This is a genomic window from Pseudomonas paeninsulae, from assembly GCF_035621475.1.
Classification (GTDB): domain Bacteria; phylum Pseudomonadota; class Gammaproteobacteria; order Pseudomonadales; family Pseudomonadaceae; genus Aquipseudomonas; species Aquipseudomonas paeninsulae.
The window spans coordinates 1,418,211-1,432,636 of sequence record NZ_CP141799.1; the positions used below are offsets into that span (position 1 = coordinate 1,418,211).

Genomic DNA, 14,426 nt, shown 5'->3' on the forward strand with positions numbered 1-14,426 from the left:
TAGATAGGCGAGGAGCGAGTACCGCCCAACGCAGCTATCGGGGTGCGCAGTAGACATAGTCATGGATTTTCAGGCGAGAAGCTTGACGAGGGTCTGATAGTAAATCTCGGTCAGCACCTCCAGATCGCTGGCCAGCACGCGCTCGTTGATCTGGTGGATGGTGGCGTTGACCGGGCCGAGTTCGACCACCTGGGTGCCGAGGGTGGCGATAAAGCGTCCATCGGAGGTGCCGCCGCTGGTCGAGGGCTGGGTTTCGCGGCCGGTCACGCGCTTGATGCTGGCGGCTACGGCGTCGAGCAGGGCGCCGGGTTCGGTGAGGAACGGCAAGCCGGACAAGGCCCACTCCACGTGATAGTCCAGGCCATGTTTGTCGAGGATCGTGTTGACCCGCTGCTGCAAGCCTTCGACCGTGGACTCGGTGGAGAAGCGGAAGTTGAAGATCGCCTGCAGCTCACCTGGGATCACGTTGGTGGTGCCGGTACCGGAATTCAGGTTGGAGACCTGGAAGCTGGTTGGCGGGAAGAAGGCGTTGCCGTCGTCCCAGTGTTCGCTGGCCAACTCGGCCAGTGCCGGGGCGGCCAGGTGGATCGGGTTCTTCGCCAGGTGCGGGTAGGCCACGTGGCCCTGCACACCGCGTACCGTCAGCTTGGCGCCGAGCGAGCCGCGGCGGCCGTTCTTGACTGTATCGCCAACCAGCGAGGTGCTCGACGGCTCGCCGACGATGCACCAGTCCAGGCGTTCGCCGCGCGCGGCCAGGCGTTCGACCACTGCCTTGGTGCCGTGCTGGGCCGGGCCTTCCTCGTCGCTGGTGATCAGGAAGGCGATGCGGCCGTTATGCTGCGGGTGGTCGGTGACGAAGCGCTCGACGGCGATGATCATCGACGCCAGGCTGCCCTTCATGTCGGCCGCGCCACGCCCGCAGAGCATGCCCTGCTCGTCGATCAGGGCGTCGAACGGTTGGTGCTGCCAGGCCTGCAACGGGCCGGTCGGCACCACGTCGGTATGCCCGGCGAAGCACAGCACCGGACCGTCCTGCTGGCCATGGCTGGCCCAGAAATTATCCACTTCCTCGATGCGCATGGCTTCGATCTGGAAGCCCAGGGCGTTGAGGCGACGCATCATCAGCTCCTGGCAGCCTTCGTCGACCGGGGTGACGGACGGGCGGCGAATCAGGTCGCAGGCGAGTTCCAGGGTGGGCGTCAGGGTCGGGGCGGGGGCAGTCATTGCGGCTCCAGAGCGGCATCAAGCAGGAAGGCCGCCATATTAAAGCAAAACAGCGGCCCGGGCCTGTGCCTGCAGTTACAACGCGCGCAACAGAATGCGCTCGCTGACCTCCAGGTCGATATCGCGGTGTTCGCCGAGGGCAGTCAGCTGGTGGCGTTGCAGTTGCGCCAGCACCTGGGGGATCGCGTCGGCATCCAGGCCGTGTTCGGACAGGCGGGTCGGCACGCCCATGCGCTTGAAGAAGGCCTCGGTGGCGGCGATCGCCGCGTCGATGCGCGTGTCTTCAGCGCCTTCGCGCAGTTGCCAGACCCGTTCGGCGTATTGCAGCAGCTTGGCGCGCTTGGCCTCGCGACGTTCGGCGAGCAGCGCCGGCAGGACCACGGCGAGGGTCTGCGCATGGTCGATGTGGTAAAGCGCGGTCAGCTCGTGGCCGATCAGGTGGGTCGCCCAGTCCTGGGGTACGCCACAGCCGATCAGGCCGTTGAGCGCCTGGGTGGCGCACCACATCAGGTTGGCGCGGACCTGGTAGTCCTCGGGGTTGACCAGGGCTTTTGGGCCTTCCTCGATCAGGGTCTGCAGCAGGCCTTCGGCATAGCGGTCCTGCAGCGGTGCGTCGGCCGGGTAGGTCAGGTACTGCTCGATGGTGTGGACGAAGGCATCGACCACGCCGTTACCGATTTGCTGCACCGGCAGACTGAACGTGGTGCAGGGGTCGAGGATGGCGAAGCGCGGGAACAGCAGCGGGCTGGAGAACGGCAGCTTCTCTTGGCGCGCCACATGGGTGACCACCCCGTGCGGGTTACTTTCCGAGCCGGTGGCGGCCAGGGTCAGTACGCAACCCAGCGGCACCGCGGCTTTGGCGCGGGTGCCGGTGAGCAACTCGAGCGGCTCGCCGACATGGCACAGCGCCGCGGCGATGAACTTGCTGCCGTCGATCACCGAGCCGCCGCCGATGGCTAGGATGAAGTTGCAGTCGTCGCGCCTGGCCTGCTCCACGGCGCGCAGCAGGGTGTCGAACTGCGGATTGGCTTCGATGCCGGCGAAGCGGCTGATGGTGAAGCCCGCCAGCGCTTCCTCGACCAGTGCCCATACACCGTTCTGGAAGATGCTGCCGCCACCATGGGTGACCAGCACGCGGCTGCCGGCGGGGATTTCCTTGCCGAGCTTGGCGATCTGGCCTTCACCGAAATGGATCTTGGTCGGGTTATGAAAACTGAAATTCTGCATGGCAGGCTCCGGCAGGCGGTCTTCTCGTGGTCGGCGGACTACCGCGCCGCCGACTCGAGCAAACCCATATAGGTGGTTATTCACCGGCTTGAGTCGAATCGGCACTTGGGTGTGCCAGGCGACCTTCCTATAATGCGCGCCTGCCCGGGGTATGGGGATCGAGGTGATGAAATGACGATCGACGAACAACGCTTTGCTGGAATTGCCCGCCTGTATGGCCGCGAGGGCGCCGAGCGTCTGGCTGCGGCGCATGTCGCGGTGGTCGGCATCGGCGGCGTCGGTTCCTGGGCGGCCGAGGCGCTGGCGCGCTCGGGCGTCGGCGAGATCTCGCTGTTCGACCTGGACGATGTCTGCGTCAGCAATACCAACCGGCAGATCCAGGCGCTGGACAGCACGGTCGGTCAGGCCAAGGTCGAGGTGATGGCGGCGCGCATTCGGGCGATCAACCCTGCCTGCGTGGTGCACGCGGTGGCGGACTTCGTCACCCGCGAGACCATGGCCGAATACATCACCGAGCAACTCGACGCGGTGATCGATTGCATCGACAGCGTCAACGCCAAGGCGGCGCTGATCTCCTGGTGCAAGCGGCGCAAGATCCAGGTGGTGACCACCGGCGGCGCCGGCGGGCAGATCGACCCGACGCAGATTCAGGTCGGCGACCTGAACAAGGCCTGGAACGATCCGCTGGCCGCCAAGGTGCGCTCGACCCTGCGCCGCGACTACAAGTTTTCGCGTACGCCGGGGCGTAACTACAGCGTGCCCTGCGTGTTTTCCACCGAGCAGTTGCGCTACCCCAAGCCGGACGGCAGCGTGTGCCAGTACAAGGGCTTTGTCGGCGAAGGGGTCAAGCTCGACTGCGCCGGCGGTTTTGGTGCGGCGATGATGGTCACCGCGAGCTTCGGCATGGTCGCCGTGGCCAAGACCGTGGAAAAACTGGTGGCCGGCGCGCGCAGGCCGGCCGAACGTCAGGCATCATGAGGGCGTCCCAGGCCCTGCCGCTTTGACTAAGCGGCAGGCAAGCGGACGCGGGTCGCGAAGGTTGTTTGCGCCCTACTGGATCCCGAGGTGGCTGTAATGATTCGTGGCTTTCACCCTGCTGGGTTGCGCCATGTGCGTACCGCGTGGCGTGCCCTGGGCGGCCAGTTGCTGATTGTGTTCGCCCTTGCGTTCAGCCCCGCCGGCATGGCGCAGCCAACCGTGCGAATAGGCACGGGCGATTGGGCGCCCTACGTCGACCAGAACAGCAGTGATAAGGGCGCCATGGCGCGCCTGATTCGTGCGGTATTTGCCGAGGCCGGCTATCGGGCGGAGTTCCTCTTCTATCCCTGGGATCGCAATGTGCTGAAGCTTCAGCAAGGCACGCTCGACGCAATCATGCCCTACACCTGCACTGCGGCACGGCGTAGCTTCAGCGACTGCAGTGACCCGCTGATTCACGGCGAGATGGTGCTGTTCCACCGCAAGGGGCTGGGCTTCGACTGGCAGCGGATCGAGGATTTGCAGACGTTTCGCATTGGCACCACCTTGGGCTATGTCTATGGCGGCCGGTTCGATGCAGCCGAGCGGGCCGGGCAATTGCAGGTGGTGAAAAGCGGCAAGGAGGGCACCAGTTTTCGTCTGTTGGCGCTGGATCGTATCGACCTGCACCCGCAGGACCGCGCAGTGGGCTATGCCATGCTGCGGCGGATGTTCTCCGCCGAGGCGCGTGCCGGGATTACCCATCACCCACTTAGCCTGAGTAGCGAACCGCTGCATCTGTTGTTTCGCAAGAATGGCCCGCGCGGCGCCGAACTGCGGGAAGCCTTCAATCGCAGCTTGCGGAATTTTGTCCAAAGGGGCGATTTAGAACGCCTGCAGCAGGCTCTGTATAGCGGCAATGCGGATCAGTGGTTGCCAACCAAGACGCCTTGATTGCGGGGTGGTTGGCTAGGCCGCTGGCTGTCTGGTCAGCTCGCGCATGCGCTGCAGCACGGCATTCAGGCCATTGCTGCGCGAGGGCGAGAGCTGGCGCGCCAAGCCGAGTTGGGCGAACCAGTCGGCCAGGTCTATTTCGCTCAATTCGGCGCCGGTCAGGCCGTTGACCCGGGCCAGCAGCAGGGCCAGCAACCCGCGCAGCAGGCGCGCATCGCTGCTGGCGCGAAACTGCCAGCACTGATCCCGTTGTGCGGCGACCAGCCAGACCTGACTTTCGCAGCCATGCACGCGATTGGCCTCGCAGCGCTCCACGTCACTCAGCGCGGGCAGCCGCTCGCCCCACTGCATCAGCAAACGCGCGCGCTGTTCCCAGCCGGGGCATTGGCCGAAGGCGGCGAGCGCTTGCTCGGCGCTGGCGGGCAGGCTCATCGCAGCAGCTCCAGGGATTGATCCAGCGCGGCGAAGAAGCGCTGCAGATCCGCGCTGTCGTTGTACAGACCCAGGGATACGCGGATCGCTCCGGCCAGGCCGAAGCTGTTCAGCAGCGGCATGGCGCAGTGATGACCGGCGCGCACGGCGATGCCCTGTTCGGTGAGCAGGTGGGCGAGGTCGGCATTGTGCACGCCCTCGACCACGAAACTGGCCAGCGCCACCTTGGGCGCCCCCAGCAGGCGGATGCCGTCGCGCGCAGTCAGGCCGCTGAGCAGTTGGCCATGCAGCGCGGCTTCATGGGCGGCCACGGCAACGGCGTCCAGTGAGGCCAGATAGTCCAGGCTGGCGCCCAGGGCGATCACCCCGGCGATCGGCGGCGTGCCGGCTTCGAAGCCCAGCGGCGCAGCGCGAAACTCGGCGCATTGGTAATCGGCCACCCGCACCATTTCCCCGCCGAACTGCCAGTGCCGGAGACGCTGCAGTGCCGGTTTGCGGCCATAGAGCAGGCCGACGCCATCCGGCCCGTAGAGCTTGTGGCTGGAGCAGACATAGAAGTCGCAACCCAGGGACTCGACGTCATGTCGGCCATGCACCACGCCTTGGGCACCATCGACTACGGTCAGCGCGCCCTGGGCTTGGCCCAAGGCGAGCAACTCTGCCAGCGGCTGCCAGCAGCCGAGCACATTGGACAACTGACTGAGCGCCAACACCCGGGTGCGCGGGCCGATCAAGCTGGCCGCCTGCTCGAGGTCGATCAGGCCGGCGGCGTCCAGCGGCAGAACGATCAGCTTGAGGTGGCGGCGCAGGGCCAACTGCTGCCAGGGCAGCAGGTTGGCGTGGTGTTCCAGGGCGCTGATGACAATCTCGTCACCGGCCTGCAACTCATGCTCCAGGCCATAGGCCAGCAGGTTGAAGGCTTCGGTGGCGCTGCGGGTAAACAGGATCTGCGCCGAGTCTGGCGCATTGAGCCAGCGCGCGACCTTGTCACGGCTGGTTTCGAAGGCGCGGGTAGCCCGCTCGCCCGGCAAGTGCTGGGCCCGATGCACATTGGCCGCACCGCCTGCGTAATAGCCGAGCAGGGCATCGAGCATGGCCTGGGGCTTTTGCGCGGTGGCGGCGCTGTCCAGGTAGGTCTGGCCTTCGCCGTCGAGGGCCAGGATGCCGGGGAAGTCGGCACGCCATGGGGAATGGATAGACATGGGCAGGCAATTGAGACCGTAGGATGGGTTGAGCGCAGCGATACCCATAATGGGCGTGATGAGTATCGCTGCGCTCAACCCATCCTACAAAACTGCAAGCGCTCGGCTTGCAGTTCGTCGCCAAGGTCAATTATGCGCGTGCAGGGCTTCGTTCAGCTCGATCGCCGACTTGTGGGTCTTGCATTCCACGCTGCCGGTTTGCGAGTTACGGCGAAATAGCAGGTCCGGCTGGCCGGCCAGTTCGCGCGCCTTGATCACCTTGACCAACTGGTTCTGGCCATCGAGCAGTGCCACCTTGGTGCCGGCGGTGATGTACAGGCCGGACTCCACGGTGTTGCGGTCGCCCAGGGGGATGCCGACACCGGCGTTGGCGCCGATCAGGCAGCCTTCGCCCACGGAAATCACCAGGTTGCCGCCACCGGACAGGGTGCCCATGGTCGAGCAGCCGCCGCCCAGATCGGAGCCCTTGCCGACGAATACGCCGGCGGAGACGCGGCCTTCGATCATGCCCGGGCCTGCGGTGCCGGCATTGAAGTTGACGAAACCTTCGTGCATCACGGTCGTGCCTTCACCAATGTAGGCGCCCAGGCGTACGCGAGCGGTGTCGGCGATGCGTACACCACTCGGCACCACGTAGTCGGTCATTTTCGGGAACTTGTCCACCGAGAAGACTTCCAGTAGTTCGCTGCGCAGACGTGCTTCTAGTTGGCGCTCGGGCAATTCGGTCAGGTCGATGGCGCCCTGGCTGGTCCAGGCCACGTTCGGCAGCAACGGGAAGATCCCGGTCAGGTTCAGACCATGCGGCTTGACCAGGCGATGGGACAGCAGGTGCAGCTTGAGGTAAGCCTCGGGCGTGCTGCTCAGGGGCAGATCTTCGGCGAGGAAGGTGGCGACCAGCGGCTGGTGGCTTTCCGCCAGGCGGGTGAGCAGGGCCGCCTGGGCGGCATCGATACCTTTCAAGGCCTCGGCCAGGTCGCCGGCTTGTTGGGTGGTGAAGCCGAGCGCCTGGTTGCCACCGTTGTAACCGAGTTTTTCTGCAGCCTTGGCCACTAGTTCGGCCGATGGGTTGAGCAGGGGCTGGGCATAGAAGACTTCCAGCCAGTTGCTCTGACGGTTCTGGGTGCCGACACCGAAGGCCAGGCTGAAGAGGGTAGTGGTCATGTTGCTTTCCTTAACGCGAATTCAATGGGTACGGATTGTTCAGGCCAGTTCGGCGGCATAGCGCTCGGGCTTGAAACCAACCAGGGTCTTGTTGCCGAGATCCAGCACCGGGCGCTTGATCATCGACGGCTGAGCGAGCATCAGTCCGATCGCCTTGTTTTGGTCGAGGTCGGCTTTGTGCGCCTCGTCCAATTTGCGGAAGGTGGTACCAGCACGGTTGAGAATGGTTTCCCAGCCATGCTCGTTGCACCACTTGTCCAGGTTCTCACGGTCGATGCCGACAGTTTTGTAATCATGAAAGACGTAGCTTACCCCGTGCTCGTCGAGCCAGGTGCGGGCTTTCTTCATGGTGTCGCAGGCTTTGATGCCAAACAAGGTTCTGCTCATGCTTACAGGCTCTTCACAAAGGCGCGGATGCGTTCGGCGGCTGCCACGCACTCGGCCAGCGGTGCGACCAGGGCCATGCGCACACGATTGGCGCCTGGGTTGACGCCGTCGACACTGCGCGACAGGTAGGAACCGGGCACCACGGTGACGTGCTCGCGGGCGAACAGTTCACGGGTAAAGGTTTCGTCGTCTATCGGGGTTCTGGCCCACAGGTAGAAGCCGCCATCCGGGCGCTGCACATCGAGCACGCCATCGAGAATCGCCAACACGGCGTCGAACTTCTCGCGGTACAGTTCGCGGTTGGCCTTGACGTGCTGTTCGTCGTTCCAGGCGGCAATGCTGGCCAGTTGGGTTGGCACCGGCATGGCGCAGCCGTGGTAGGTACGGTACAGCAGGAAAGCTTTCAATATGTCGGCGTCGCCGGCGACGAAGCCCGAGCGCAGGCCCGGCAGGTTGGAGCGCTTGGACAGGCTGTGGAACACCACGCAGCGTTTGAAGTCGTTGCGACCCAGTTCGGCGCAGGCCGTCAGCAGGCCGGCGGGTGGGTTCGGCTCGTCGAAATACAGCTCGCTGTAGCACTCGTCGGCGGCGATGACGAAATCATACTCATCGGCCAACTGGATCAGCCGCTTAAGAGTGGCCAACGGAATCAGCGCGCCAGTCGGATTACCGGGCGAGCAGAGGAAGAGGATCTGGCAGCGCTGCCACACTTCGGCCGGCACCGCATCGAAATCCGGGTTGAAGCCATGCTGTTCCAGGCACGCCAGGTAGTGCGGCTGGGCGCCGGCGAGCAGGGCCGCGCCTTCGTAGATCTGGTAGAATGGGTTGGGGCTGATCACCAGGCCGTCGACACCGCGTTGCACCACGGTCTGGGTAAAGGCGAACAGGGCTTCGCGCGTGCCGTTGACCGGCAGTACCTGGCGCGCCGGGTCGAGCATGCCGGCCGGCAGATTGAAGCGCCGGCTGCACCAGCTGGCGATCGCTTCACGCAGTTCGGCGATGCCCAGGGTGCTGGGGTAGACCGCCAGTTTCTCCAGGTTGGCGCTGAGCGCCTCGGCGACGAAAGCCGGCGAGCGATGCTTGGGCTCGCCGATCGACAGGGCGATGGCCGGCTTGTCGCTGGGCGGCTGAGCACCGGCCAGCAAGGCGCGGAGTTTTTCGAAGGGGTAGGGCTGCAGCTGGTTCAACGCGTCGTTCATGTTTCTTTCCTGGGTACTGCAAGCGACTACTGGGTAGCCTGCGCTTGCCGTCATCAAATAGTTATCCGGTTTGGTTCTGTGGTCTGCCCGTTGGCGTCCGAGAGCTGCTCGATGATGGTTTCCTGCAGCCGGCGACACAGTTCGGGGTCGGACAGCGGCTGGTTGTTGGCGTCGGTGACGAAGAACACGTCTTCCACCCGCTCGCCAAGGGTAGCGATCTTGGCATTTTGCAGTGACAGGTCGAAGTCGAGAAAGATCCGCCCGACCCTGGCCAACAGGCCCGGTCGATCGGGGGCGGTCAACTCGAGGATGGTCACCGGGCGCTGCGCGTCATTGTGGATGGTTACCCGTGGCGCGAAGGCGAAATGCTTGAGCTGGCGCGGTACCCGGCGCTGGATGATGTTCGGGTAATCATCGGGGTTCTTCAGCGCGTCGACCAGGCCCTGGCGGATCCGCTTGATCCGCGCAGGATTTTCGCCAATCGAGCCGCCCTCGGCCTCCAAGACGATATAGGTATCGAGGGTGAACTTGCTGGTCGAGGTGAGAATCCGCGCGTCATGGATGTTCAGGTTGAGCTGGGCCATGGCGGCCACGGTCACGGCGAAGAAGTCGTGCTGGTCGGCGGCATAGATGAAGATCTGCGTGCCACCCTCGAATTCGCGTTGGGTGGTTTCCTTGATCAGCACCAGTGGATTGCTGTCGTTAGCGTGCTGCAGGATCGCCTCGGCATGCCAGGCCACGTCGCCGGCGGTGTGGCGCAGGAAGTAGTCATCGCCGAGCTGCGACCACAGCTGTTCGGCCTCGTCCGGGTCGGTGCCGCCGCGCACCAGAATGTCCAGGGCGGCGCTCTGCGTCAGGCGAATCTGTTCTTCACGGTCCAGCGGGTTTTCCAGGCCGCGGTTGAGGGCGCGCTTGGTTTCGGTGTAGAGCTGGCGCAGCAGGCTGGCGCGCCAGGAGTTCCACAGGCTGGGGTTGGTGGCGTTGATGTCGGCCACGGTCAGCACATAGAGGTAGTCCAGGCGCGTCTGGTCGCCGACCAGGCGGGCGAAATCGTAGATCACCTGCGGGTCGGACAAGTCCTTGCGCTGGGCGGTGGACGACATTGTCAGGTGATTCTGCACCAGCCAGACGATCAGTTTACGGTCCCAGTTGGGCAGCTGATGGCGCACGCAGAAGGCTTCGGCGTCCACCGCGCCCAGCGCGGAGTGGTCGCCGCCGCGGCCCTTGCCGATGTCATGGTAAAGCCCGGCCAGGTAGATCAATTCGGGCTTGGGCAGTTTGCCGATCAGCTTACTGGCCAGGGGGAATTTCTCGGCCAGCTCCGTCCACTTGAATTTACGCAGGTGCTTGATCAGGTTGAGGGTGTGCGCATCGACCGTATAGATGTGGAACAGGTCGTGCTGCATTTGCCCGATGATGTGGCCGAACTCGGGCAGGTAACGCCCGAGAATGCCGTAGCGGTTCATCCGCCGCAGGTTGCGGTGGATGCCCTGGGCGCTCTTGAACAACTCGATGAACAGGCTGGTATTGCGAATGTCGCTGCGGAAGTCGTCGTCGATCAGGTAGCGGTGATCGCGTAGCAGGCGAATTGTATCGGCACACACGCCCTTGATCTCTGGGTGCTGGGCCATCAGCACGAAGATTTCCAGAATGGCGAAGGGCGTGCGTTTGAATACGTTGGGGTGGGTGACTTCGATATAGCCGTCGCGGAGCTGGAAGCGGCTGTTCAGCGGCTGCGCCTGGCCGCTTTGGCCGGCGCGGAGGATTTCCTCTTCGAAGTGCTGCTTGATCAGATCGCTCAACTCGGCAATCCCCATCACTACCCGGTAGTACTTCTGCATGAAGCGTTCGACTGCCAGTTTGGCATTGCCATCTTCATAGCCCAGCAGGCTGGCGATCTCGCGTTGGTAGTCGAACAGCAAGCGGTCTTCGGCGCGGCCGGCGAGCATGTGCAGGGCGTAGCGCACTTTCCACAGGAACTCCTGGCTGGACACCAGCAAGGCGTATTCGCTTTCCAGGAGAAAGCCCTGGCCGACCATGGCGTGCAAATTCAAGGTGCCAAAATGGCGGCGGGCGACCCAGAGGATGGTCTGGATGTCGCGCAGGCCACCCGGCGAACCCTTCACGTTGGGTTCGAGGTTGTATTCGGTGTCGTTGTACTTGGCGTGGCGGGCGCGCTGTTCTTTGCGTTTGGCTAGGAAGAAGTGCTTGCTTGGCCACATCTGCGTGGTGCTGGTGACATCCTGCATGCGCTGGCGCAGGCGCTCGGGGCCGGCGATGGTGCGGCTTTCCATCAGGTTGGTGATCACCGTCAGGTCGGCGCGGGCTTCATCGGCGCATTCGTCGACCGAGCGCACGCTTTGCCCGACCTCCAGACCGATGTCCCAGAGCAGGGTGAGGAAGCGTTCGATCGGCTCGCGGAAGGTTTCGTGGTCGGCGCTGTCGAGCAGGATCAGCAGGTCGATATCCGAGTAGGGGTGCAGCTCGCCACGGCCATAGCCGCCGACCGCCAGCAGGGCGATGTCGGCGTCTTCGCTCCACTCCAGGCGATCCCAGGCTTCACGCAGGATCTGATCGGTAAACCAGGCGCGATCCTCGACCAGTCGACGGACCTCGCGACCCTCCTTGAAGCGTGCATCGAGCACCTCATGGGCGCGCCGGATGGCCTTCTTGAAGGCGCCGATGGGACTGGCCTTGAGCGCCAGTTCGGCCTGGAATTGGCCGCGGTCGAACAGCTTGGAGTCTACCTGCGGCATGCGACGATCTTCCTTTATAAGAGCGGCGATGATTAGGCCGAGGTGCGGGAGATGGTGTCGTCGCTGCGCAAGGTGAAGATTTCGTAGCCGTCGGCAGTGACCAGGATGGTGTGTTCCCACTGCGCCGAGAGCTTGCGATCCTTGGTGATCGCGGTCCAGCCGTCGCCGAGCAGGCGAGTTTCCGCGCGGCCCTGGTTGATCATCGGCTCGATGGTGAAGGTCATGCCTTCTTTCAGCTCCATGCCGGTGCCAGCGCGGCCGTAGTGCAGTACCTGCGGTTCTTCGTGGAACACCGCGCCAATGCCGTGGCCGCAGTACTCGCGCACCACCGAGAAGCCATTTTTCTCCGCGTGCTTCTGGATCACTTCACCGATGTCGCCCAGGCGGGTGCCGGGACGCACCTGTTGAATGCCTTTATACATGCACTCCTGGGTGATCTTGGCCAGACGCTCGGCCCATTCCGGCACCTTGCCGACCATGAACATCTTGCTGGTATCGCCGTGGTAGCCGTCCTTGATCACGGTGATGTCGATGTTCAGTACGTCGCCCTCTTTCAGCGGCTTTTCGTTGGGAATGCCGTGGCAGACCACGTGGTTGATCGAGGTGCAGATCGACTTGGGGAAGCCTTTGTAGTTGAGCGGCGCGGGGATGGCCTGCTGCACATTGACAATATAGTCATGGCAGATGCGATCCAGTTCCTCGGTGGTGACTCCGGGTTTGACGTGCTCGCCGATCATTTCCAGTACGTCGGCAGCGAGGCGGCCGGCTACGCGCATTTTTTCGATTTCAACGGGCGTCTTGATGGTGACGGTCATATGGGCTCTCGGGTGCAGACTGAAAAGAGGGTCATGTTAGCAGCTTCAAGCTGCAAGCCATAAGCTGCGCGCGTGGCCGCGTTGTCTTTTTGCTCGATGGCTGTAGCTTGCGGCTATCTTTTATGGTATAAAACGCGCCGCTTTACGGGCCGTATGCCTGGGAGCTTTAATCCACACACGCATCGACACGATTTCCTGGGTGCCTTTCGCCACGTGCGACTGGTTGGAGGTTGGGATGCGTGGAGGCCTAACCCGACTTATCAAGGAACTACCATGTCCCAAGTCAATATGCGCGATATGCTGAAGGCCGGTGTGCACTTCGGTCACCAGACCCGTTACTGGAACCCGAAAATGGGTAAGTACATTTTCGGCGCGCGTAACAAGATCCACATCATCAACCTTGAAAAAACCCTGCCGATGTTCAACGACGCGCTGTCGTTCGTTGAGAAGCTGGCTTCGGGCAAAAACAAGATTCTGTTCGTCGGCACCAAGCGTTCCGCTGGCAAGATCGTTGCTCAAGAAGCAGCTCGTTGCGGTTCGCCGTACGTCGATCATCGCTGGTTGGGCGGCATGCTGACTAACTACAAAACCATCCGCGCCTCGATCAAGCGTCTGCGTGACCTGGAAGTTCAAGCCCAAGACGGCACTTTCACCAAGCTGACCAAGAAAGAAGCTCTGATGCGCACCCGTGATCTGGAAAAACTGGATCGCAGCCTGGGTGGTATCAAGGACATGGGCGGTCTGCCGGACGCTCTGTTCGTGATCGACGTTGACCACGAGCGCATCGCTATCACCGAAGCCAACAAGCTGGGTATCCCGGTTATTGGCGTCGTCGATACCAACAGCAGCCCAGAAGGTGTTGATTACATCATTCCGGGTAACGATGACGCCATCCGCGCTATCCAGTTGTACATGGGCGCCATGGCTGATGCCGTAGTTCGCGGGCGCACTAACACCGGCGGCGGCAGCGACGATTTCGTCGAGCAAGCCCCGGCAGTCCCGGCAGCTCCTGCAGCCGAAGCGGTTCAGGGCTAAGCGGTACGCGCCAAGCGTTACTCGCTACGCAGAAAGGGGGCTAGGCCCCCTTTTTGCCACTTGGAAAACCATTGTCGTCCGGTTGCTGTGGGTCGGGTTCGAGCAGTGTGTTTACAGAATTGATCGCCCGTTCAGGCGGGTGGAATGGTTAACAACCTATCCAAGAGGAATTTGAAATGGCAGAGATTACTGCAGCATTAGTCAAGGAACTGCGTGAGCGCACTGGCGAAGGCATGATGGATTGCAAAAAGGCCTTGACCAAGGCTGGCGGCGACATCGAGAAAGCCATTGATGAGATGCGTGCTTCCGGCGCGATCAAGGCAGCCAAGAAAGCAGGCAACATCGCTGCCGAAGGTGCTATCGCAGTCAAGGTTGCTGACGACGGCAAATCGGCCGTGATCCTTGAAGTTAACTCGCAAACCGACTTCCTGGCTCTGCAGGACGACTTCAAGAATTTCGTCAACAGCAGCCTGGAAAAAGCCATCGCTGACAAGCTGACCGACGCTGCGCCGCTGATCGCCGCTCAGGAAACTGCGCGTGAAGCGCTGATCGCCAAAGTAGGCGAGAACGTCAATATTCGTCGCCTGGCCCGCGTTGAAGGCGACGTGGTCGGCGCTTACCTGCACGGTAACAAGATTGGTGTGGTTGTAGTTCTGAGCGGCGGTAACGCTGATCTGGCCAAGGACATCGCCATGCACGTGGCTGCCAGCAACCCAGAGTTCCTGCTGCCTACGGAAGTGTCCGCTGAAGCGATCGCACGCGAAAAAGCCGTGTTCATGAGCCTCAACGAAGACAAGATCAAGGGCAAGCCGGCTGAAATCGTCGAGAAGATGATTGGCGGTCGTATCCAGAAGTTCCTCGCGGAAGCCAGTCTGGTTGAGCAAGCCTTCGTTAAAGACCCGGAAATCAAGGTCGGTGCTCTGGCCAAGAAAGGCGGTGCTGAAATCGTTTCCTTCACCCGCTTCCAGGTCGGCGAAGGCATCGAGAAGCCGGTAGACAACTTCGCTGAAGAAGTTGCTGCACAACTGGCTGCCAGCAAGCAGTAAGACGCTTTATAGTTGTCGCCCCGAAGAGGCT

Annotated in this window: 13 protein-coding genes; 4 read left to right on the forward strand and 9 right to left on the reverse strand. The window is 62.7% G+C overall.

The window, feature by feature from the left end:
- Positions 1-69 precede the first annotated feature (69 nt).
- Together dapE and VCJ09_RS06450 are read right to left on the reverse strand one after the other, a co-directional pair.
- Positions 70-1,224, reverse strand: coding sequence for a succinyl-diaminopimelate desuccinylase (gene dapE, locus VCJ09_RS06445; protein ID WP_324733623.1), 1,155 nt, complete (start codon positions 1,222-1,224; stop codon positions 70-72).
- Between the two features lie 75 nt (positions 1,225-1,299).
- Complete coding sequence (locus VCJ09_RS06450; protein ID WP_324733624.1) at positions 1,300-2,451, reverse strand: iron-containing alcohol dehydrogenase; 1,152 nt, start codon at positions 2,449-2,451, stop codon at positions 1,300-1,302.
- A gap of 171 nt (positions 2,452-2,622) precedes the next feature.
- Here VCJ09_RS06450 and tcdA point away from each other — a divergent pair, with 171 nt between their 5' ends.
- On the forward strand, positions 2,623-3,429 hold the full coding sequence (tcdA, locus tag VCJ09_RS06455) for a tRNA cyclic N6-threonylcarbamoyladenosine(37) synthase TcdA (protein ID WP_324733625.1): 807 nt from the start codon (positions 2,623-2,625) through the stop codon (positions 3,427-3,429).
- Between the two features lie 96 nt (positions 3,430-3,525).
- Complete coding sequence (locus VCJ09_RS06460; protein WP_324734612.1) at positions 3,526-4,362, forward strand: substrate-binding periplasmic protein; 837 nt, start codon at positions 3,526-3,528, stop codon at positions 4,360-4,362.
- Positions 4,363-4,377: 15 nt separating this feature from the next.
- On the opposite strand, the gene VCJ09_RS06465 is transcribed toward VCJ09_RS06460, so the two are convergent.
- From VCJ09_RS06465 to map, 7 genes are all read right to left on the reverse strand, one after another.
- A complete protein-coding gene (locus VCJ09_RS06465; protein WP_324733626.1) occupies positions 4,378-4,794 on the reverse strand; it encodes a SufE family protein in 417 nt (138 codons plus the stop codon).
- On the reverse strand, positions 4,791-5,996 hold the full coding sequence (locus VCJ09_RS06470; RefSeq protein WP_324733627.1) for an aminotransferase class V-fold PLP-dependent enzyme: 1,206 nt from the start codon (positions 5,994-5,996) through the stop codon (positions 4,791-4,793). The genes VCJ09_RS06465 and VCJ09_RS06470 overlap by 4 nt, the downstream gene beginning before the upstream one ends.
- A gap of 126 nt (positions 5,997-6,122) precedes the next feature.
- Positions 6,123-7,157, reverse strand: a complete 1,035-nt coding sequence (gene dapD, locus VCJ09_RS06475) for a 2,3,4,5-tetrahydropyridine-2,6-dicarboxylate N-succinyltransferase (protein WP_324733628.1) — start codon at positions 7,155-7,157, stop codon at positions 6,123-6,125.
- A 39-nt stretch (positions 7,158-7,196) separates the two neighbouring features.
- Positions 7,197-7,544, reverse strand: a complete 348-nt coding sequence (locus tag VCJ09_RS06480) for an ArsC family reductase (protein WP_324733629.1) — start codon at positions 7,542-7,544, stop codon at positions 7,197-7,199.
- Positions 7,545-7,546: 2 nt separating this feature from the next.
- Entirely contained in the window at positions 7,547-8,743 is a 1,197-nt protein-coding gene (gene dapC, locus VCJ09_RS06485) for a succinyldiaminopimelate transaminase (protein WP_324733630.1), read from the reverse strand.
- 53 nt (positions 8,744-8,796) lie between these two features.
- Positions 8,797-11,499, reverse strand: coding sequence for a [protein-PII] uridylyltransferase (locus VCJ09_RS06490; RefSeq protein ID WP_324733631.1), 2,703 nt, complete (start codon positions 11,497-11,499; stop codon positions 8,797-8,799).
- 32 nt (positions 11,500-11,531) lie between these two features.
- Positions 11,532-12,314, reverse strand: coding sequence for a type I methionyl aminopeptidase (map, locus tag VCJ09_RS06495; protein WP_079201099.1), 783 nt, complete (start codon positions 12,312-12,314; stop codon positions 11,532-11,534).
- A 273-nt stretch (positions 12,315-12,587) separates the two neighbouring features.
- On the opposite strand from map, the gene rpsB reads away from it, so the two are divergent.
- Positions 12,588-13,349 carry a 30S ribosomal protein S2 gene (gene rpsB, locus VCJ09_RS06500; protein WP_079201100.1) on the forward strand — a complete coding sequence of 254 codons (762 nt, stop codon included), beginning with the start codon at positions 12,588-12,590 and terminating at the stop codon, positions 13,347-13,349.
- Positions 13,350-13,525: 176 nt separating this feature from the next.
- The gene (gene tsf / locus VCJ09_RS06505) at positions 13,526-14,395 is read left to right on the forward strand and encodes a translation elongation factor Ts (RefSeq protein WP_324733632.1); all 870 of its coding nucleotides are present in this window, start codon (positions 13,526-13,528) and stop codon (positions 14,393-14,395) included.
- Positions 14,396-14,426 lie beyond the last annotated feature (31 nt).

What these genes read in the sequence shown, in the direction of transcription:
- dapD (WP_324733628.1), bottom strand. Translation starts at nt 7,157, where the DNA reads ATGACCACTACCCTCTTCAGCCTGGCCTTCGGTGTCGGCACCCAGAAC.
- VCJ09_RS06470 (WP_324733627.1), bottom strand. Translation starts at nt 5,996, where the DNA reads ATGTCTATCCATTCCCCATGGCGTGCCGACTTCCCCGGCATCCTGGCC.
- VCJ09_RS06490 (WP_324733631.1), bottom strand. Translation starts at nt 11,499, where the DNA reads ATGCCGCAGGTAGACTCCAAGCTGTTCGACCGCGGCCAATTCCAGGCC.
- VCJ09_RS06480 (WP_324733629.1), bottom strand. Translation starts at nt 7,544, where the DNA reads ATGAGCAGAACCTTGTTTGGCATCAAAGCCTGCGACACCATGAAGAAA.
- rpsB (WP_079201100.1), top strand. Translation starts at nt 12,588, where the DNA reads ATGTCCCAAGTCAATATGCGCGATATGCTGAAGGCCGGTGTGCACTTC.
- VCJ09_RS06450 (WP_324733624.1), bottom strand. Translation starts at nt 2,451, where the DNA reads ATGCAGAATTTCAGTTTTCATAACCCGACCAAGATCCATTTCGGTGAA.
- map (WP_079201099.1), bottom strand. Translation starts at nt 12,314, where the DNA reads ATGACCGTCACCATCAAGACGCCCGTTGAAATCGAAAAAATGCGCGTA.
- tsf (WP_324733632.1), top strand. Translation starts at nt 13,526, where the DNA reads ATGGCAGAGATTACTGCAGCATTAGTCAAGGAACTGCGTGAGCGCACT.
- tcdA (WP_324733625.1), top strand. Translation starts at nt 2,623, where the DNA reads ATGACGATCGACGAACAACGCTTTGCTGGAATTGCCCGCCTGTATGGC.
- VCJ09_RS06460 (WP_324734612.1), top strand. Translation starts at nt 3,526, where the DNA reads ATGATTCGTGGCTTTCACCCTGCTGGGTTGCGCCATGTGCGTACCGCG.
- dapE (WP_324733623.1), bottom strand. Translation starts at nt 1,224, where the DNA reads ATGACTGCCCCCGCCCCGACCCTGACGCCCACCCTGGAACTCGCCTGC.
- dapC (WP_324733630.1), bottom strand. Translation starts at nt 8,743, where the DNA reads ATGAACGACGCGTTGAACCAGCTGCAGCCCTACCCCTTCGAAAAACTC.
- VCJ09_RS06465 (WP_324733626.1), bottom strand. Translation starts at nt 4,794, where the DNA reads ATGAGCCTGCCCGCCAGCGCCGAGCAAGCGCTCGCCGCCTTCGGCCAA.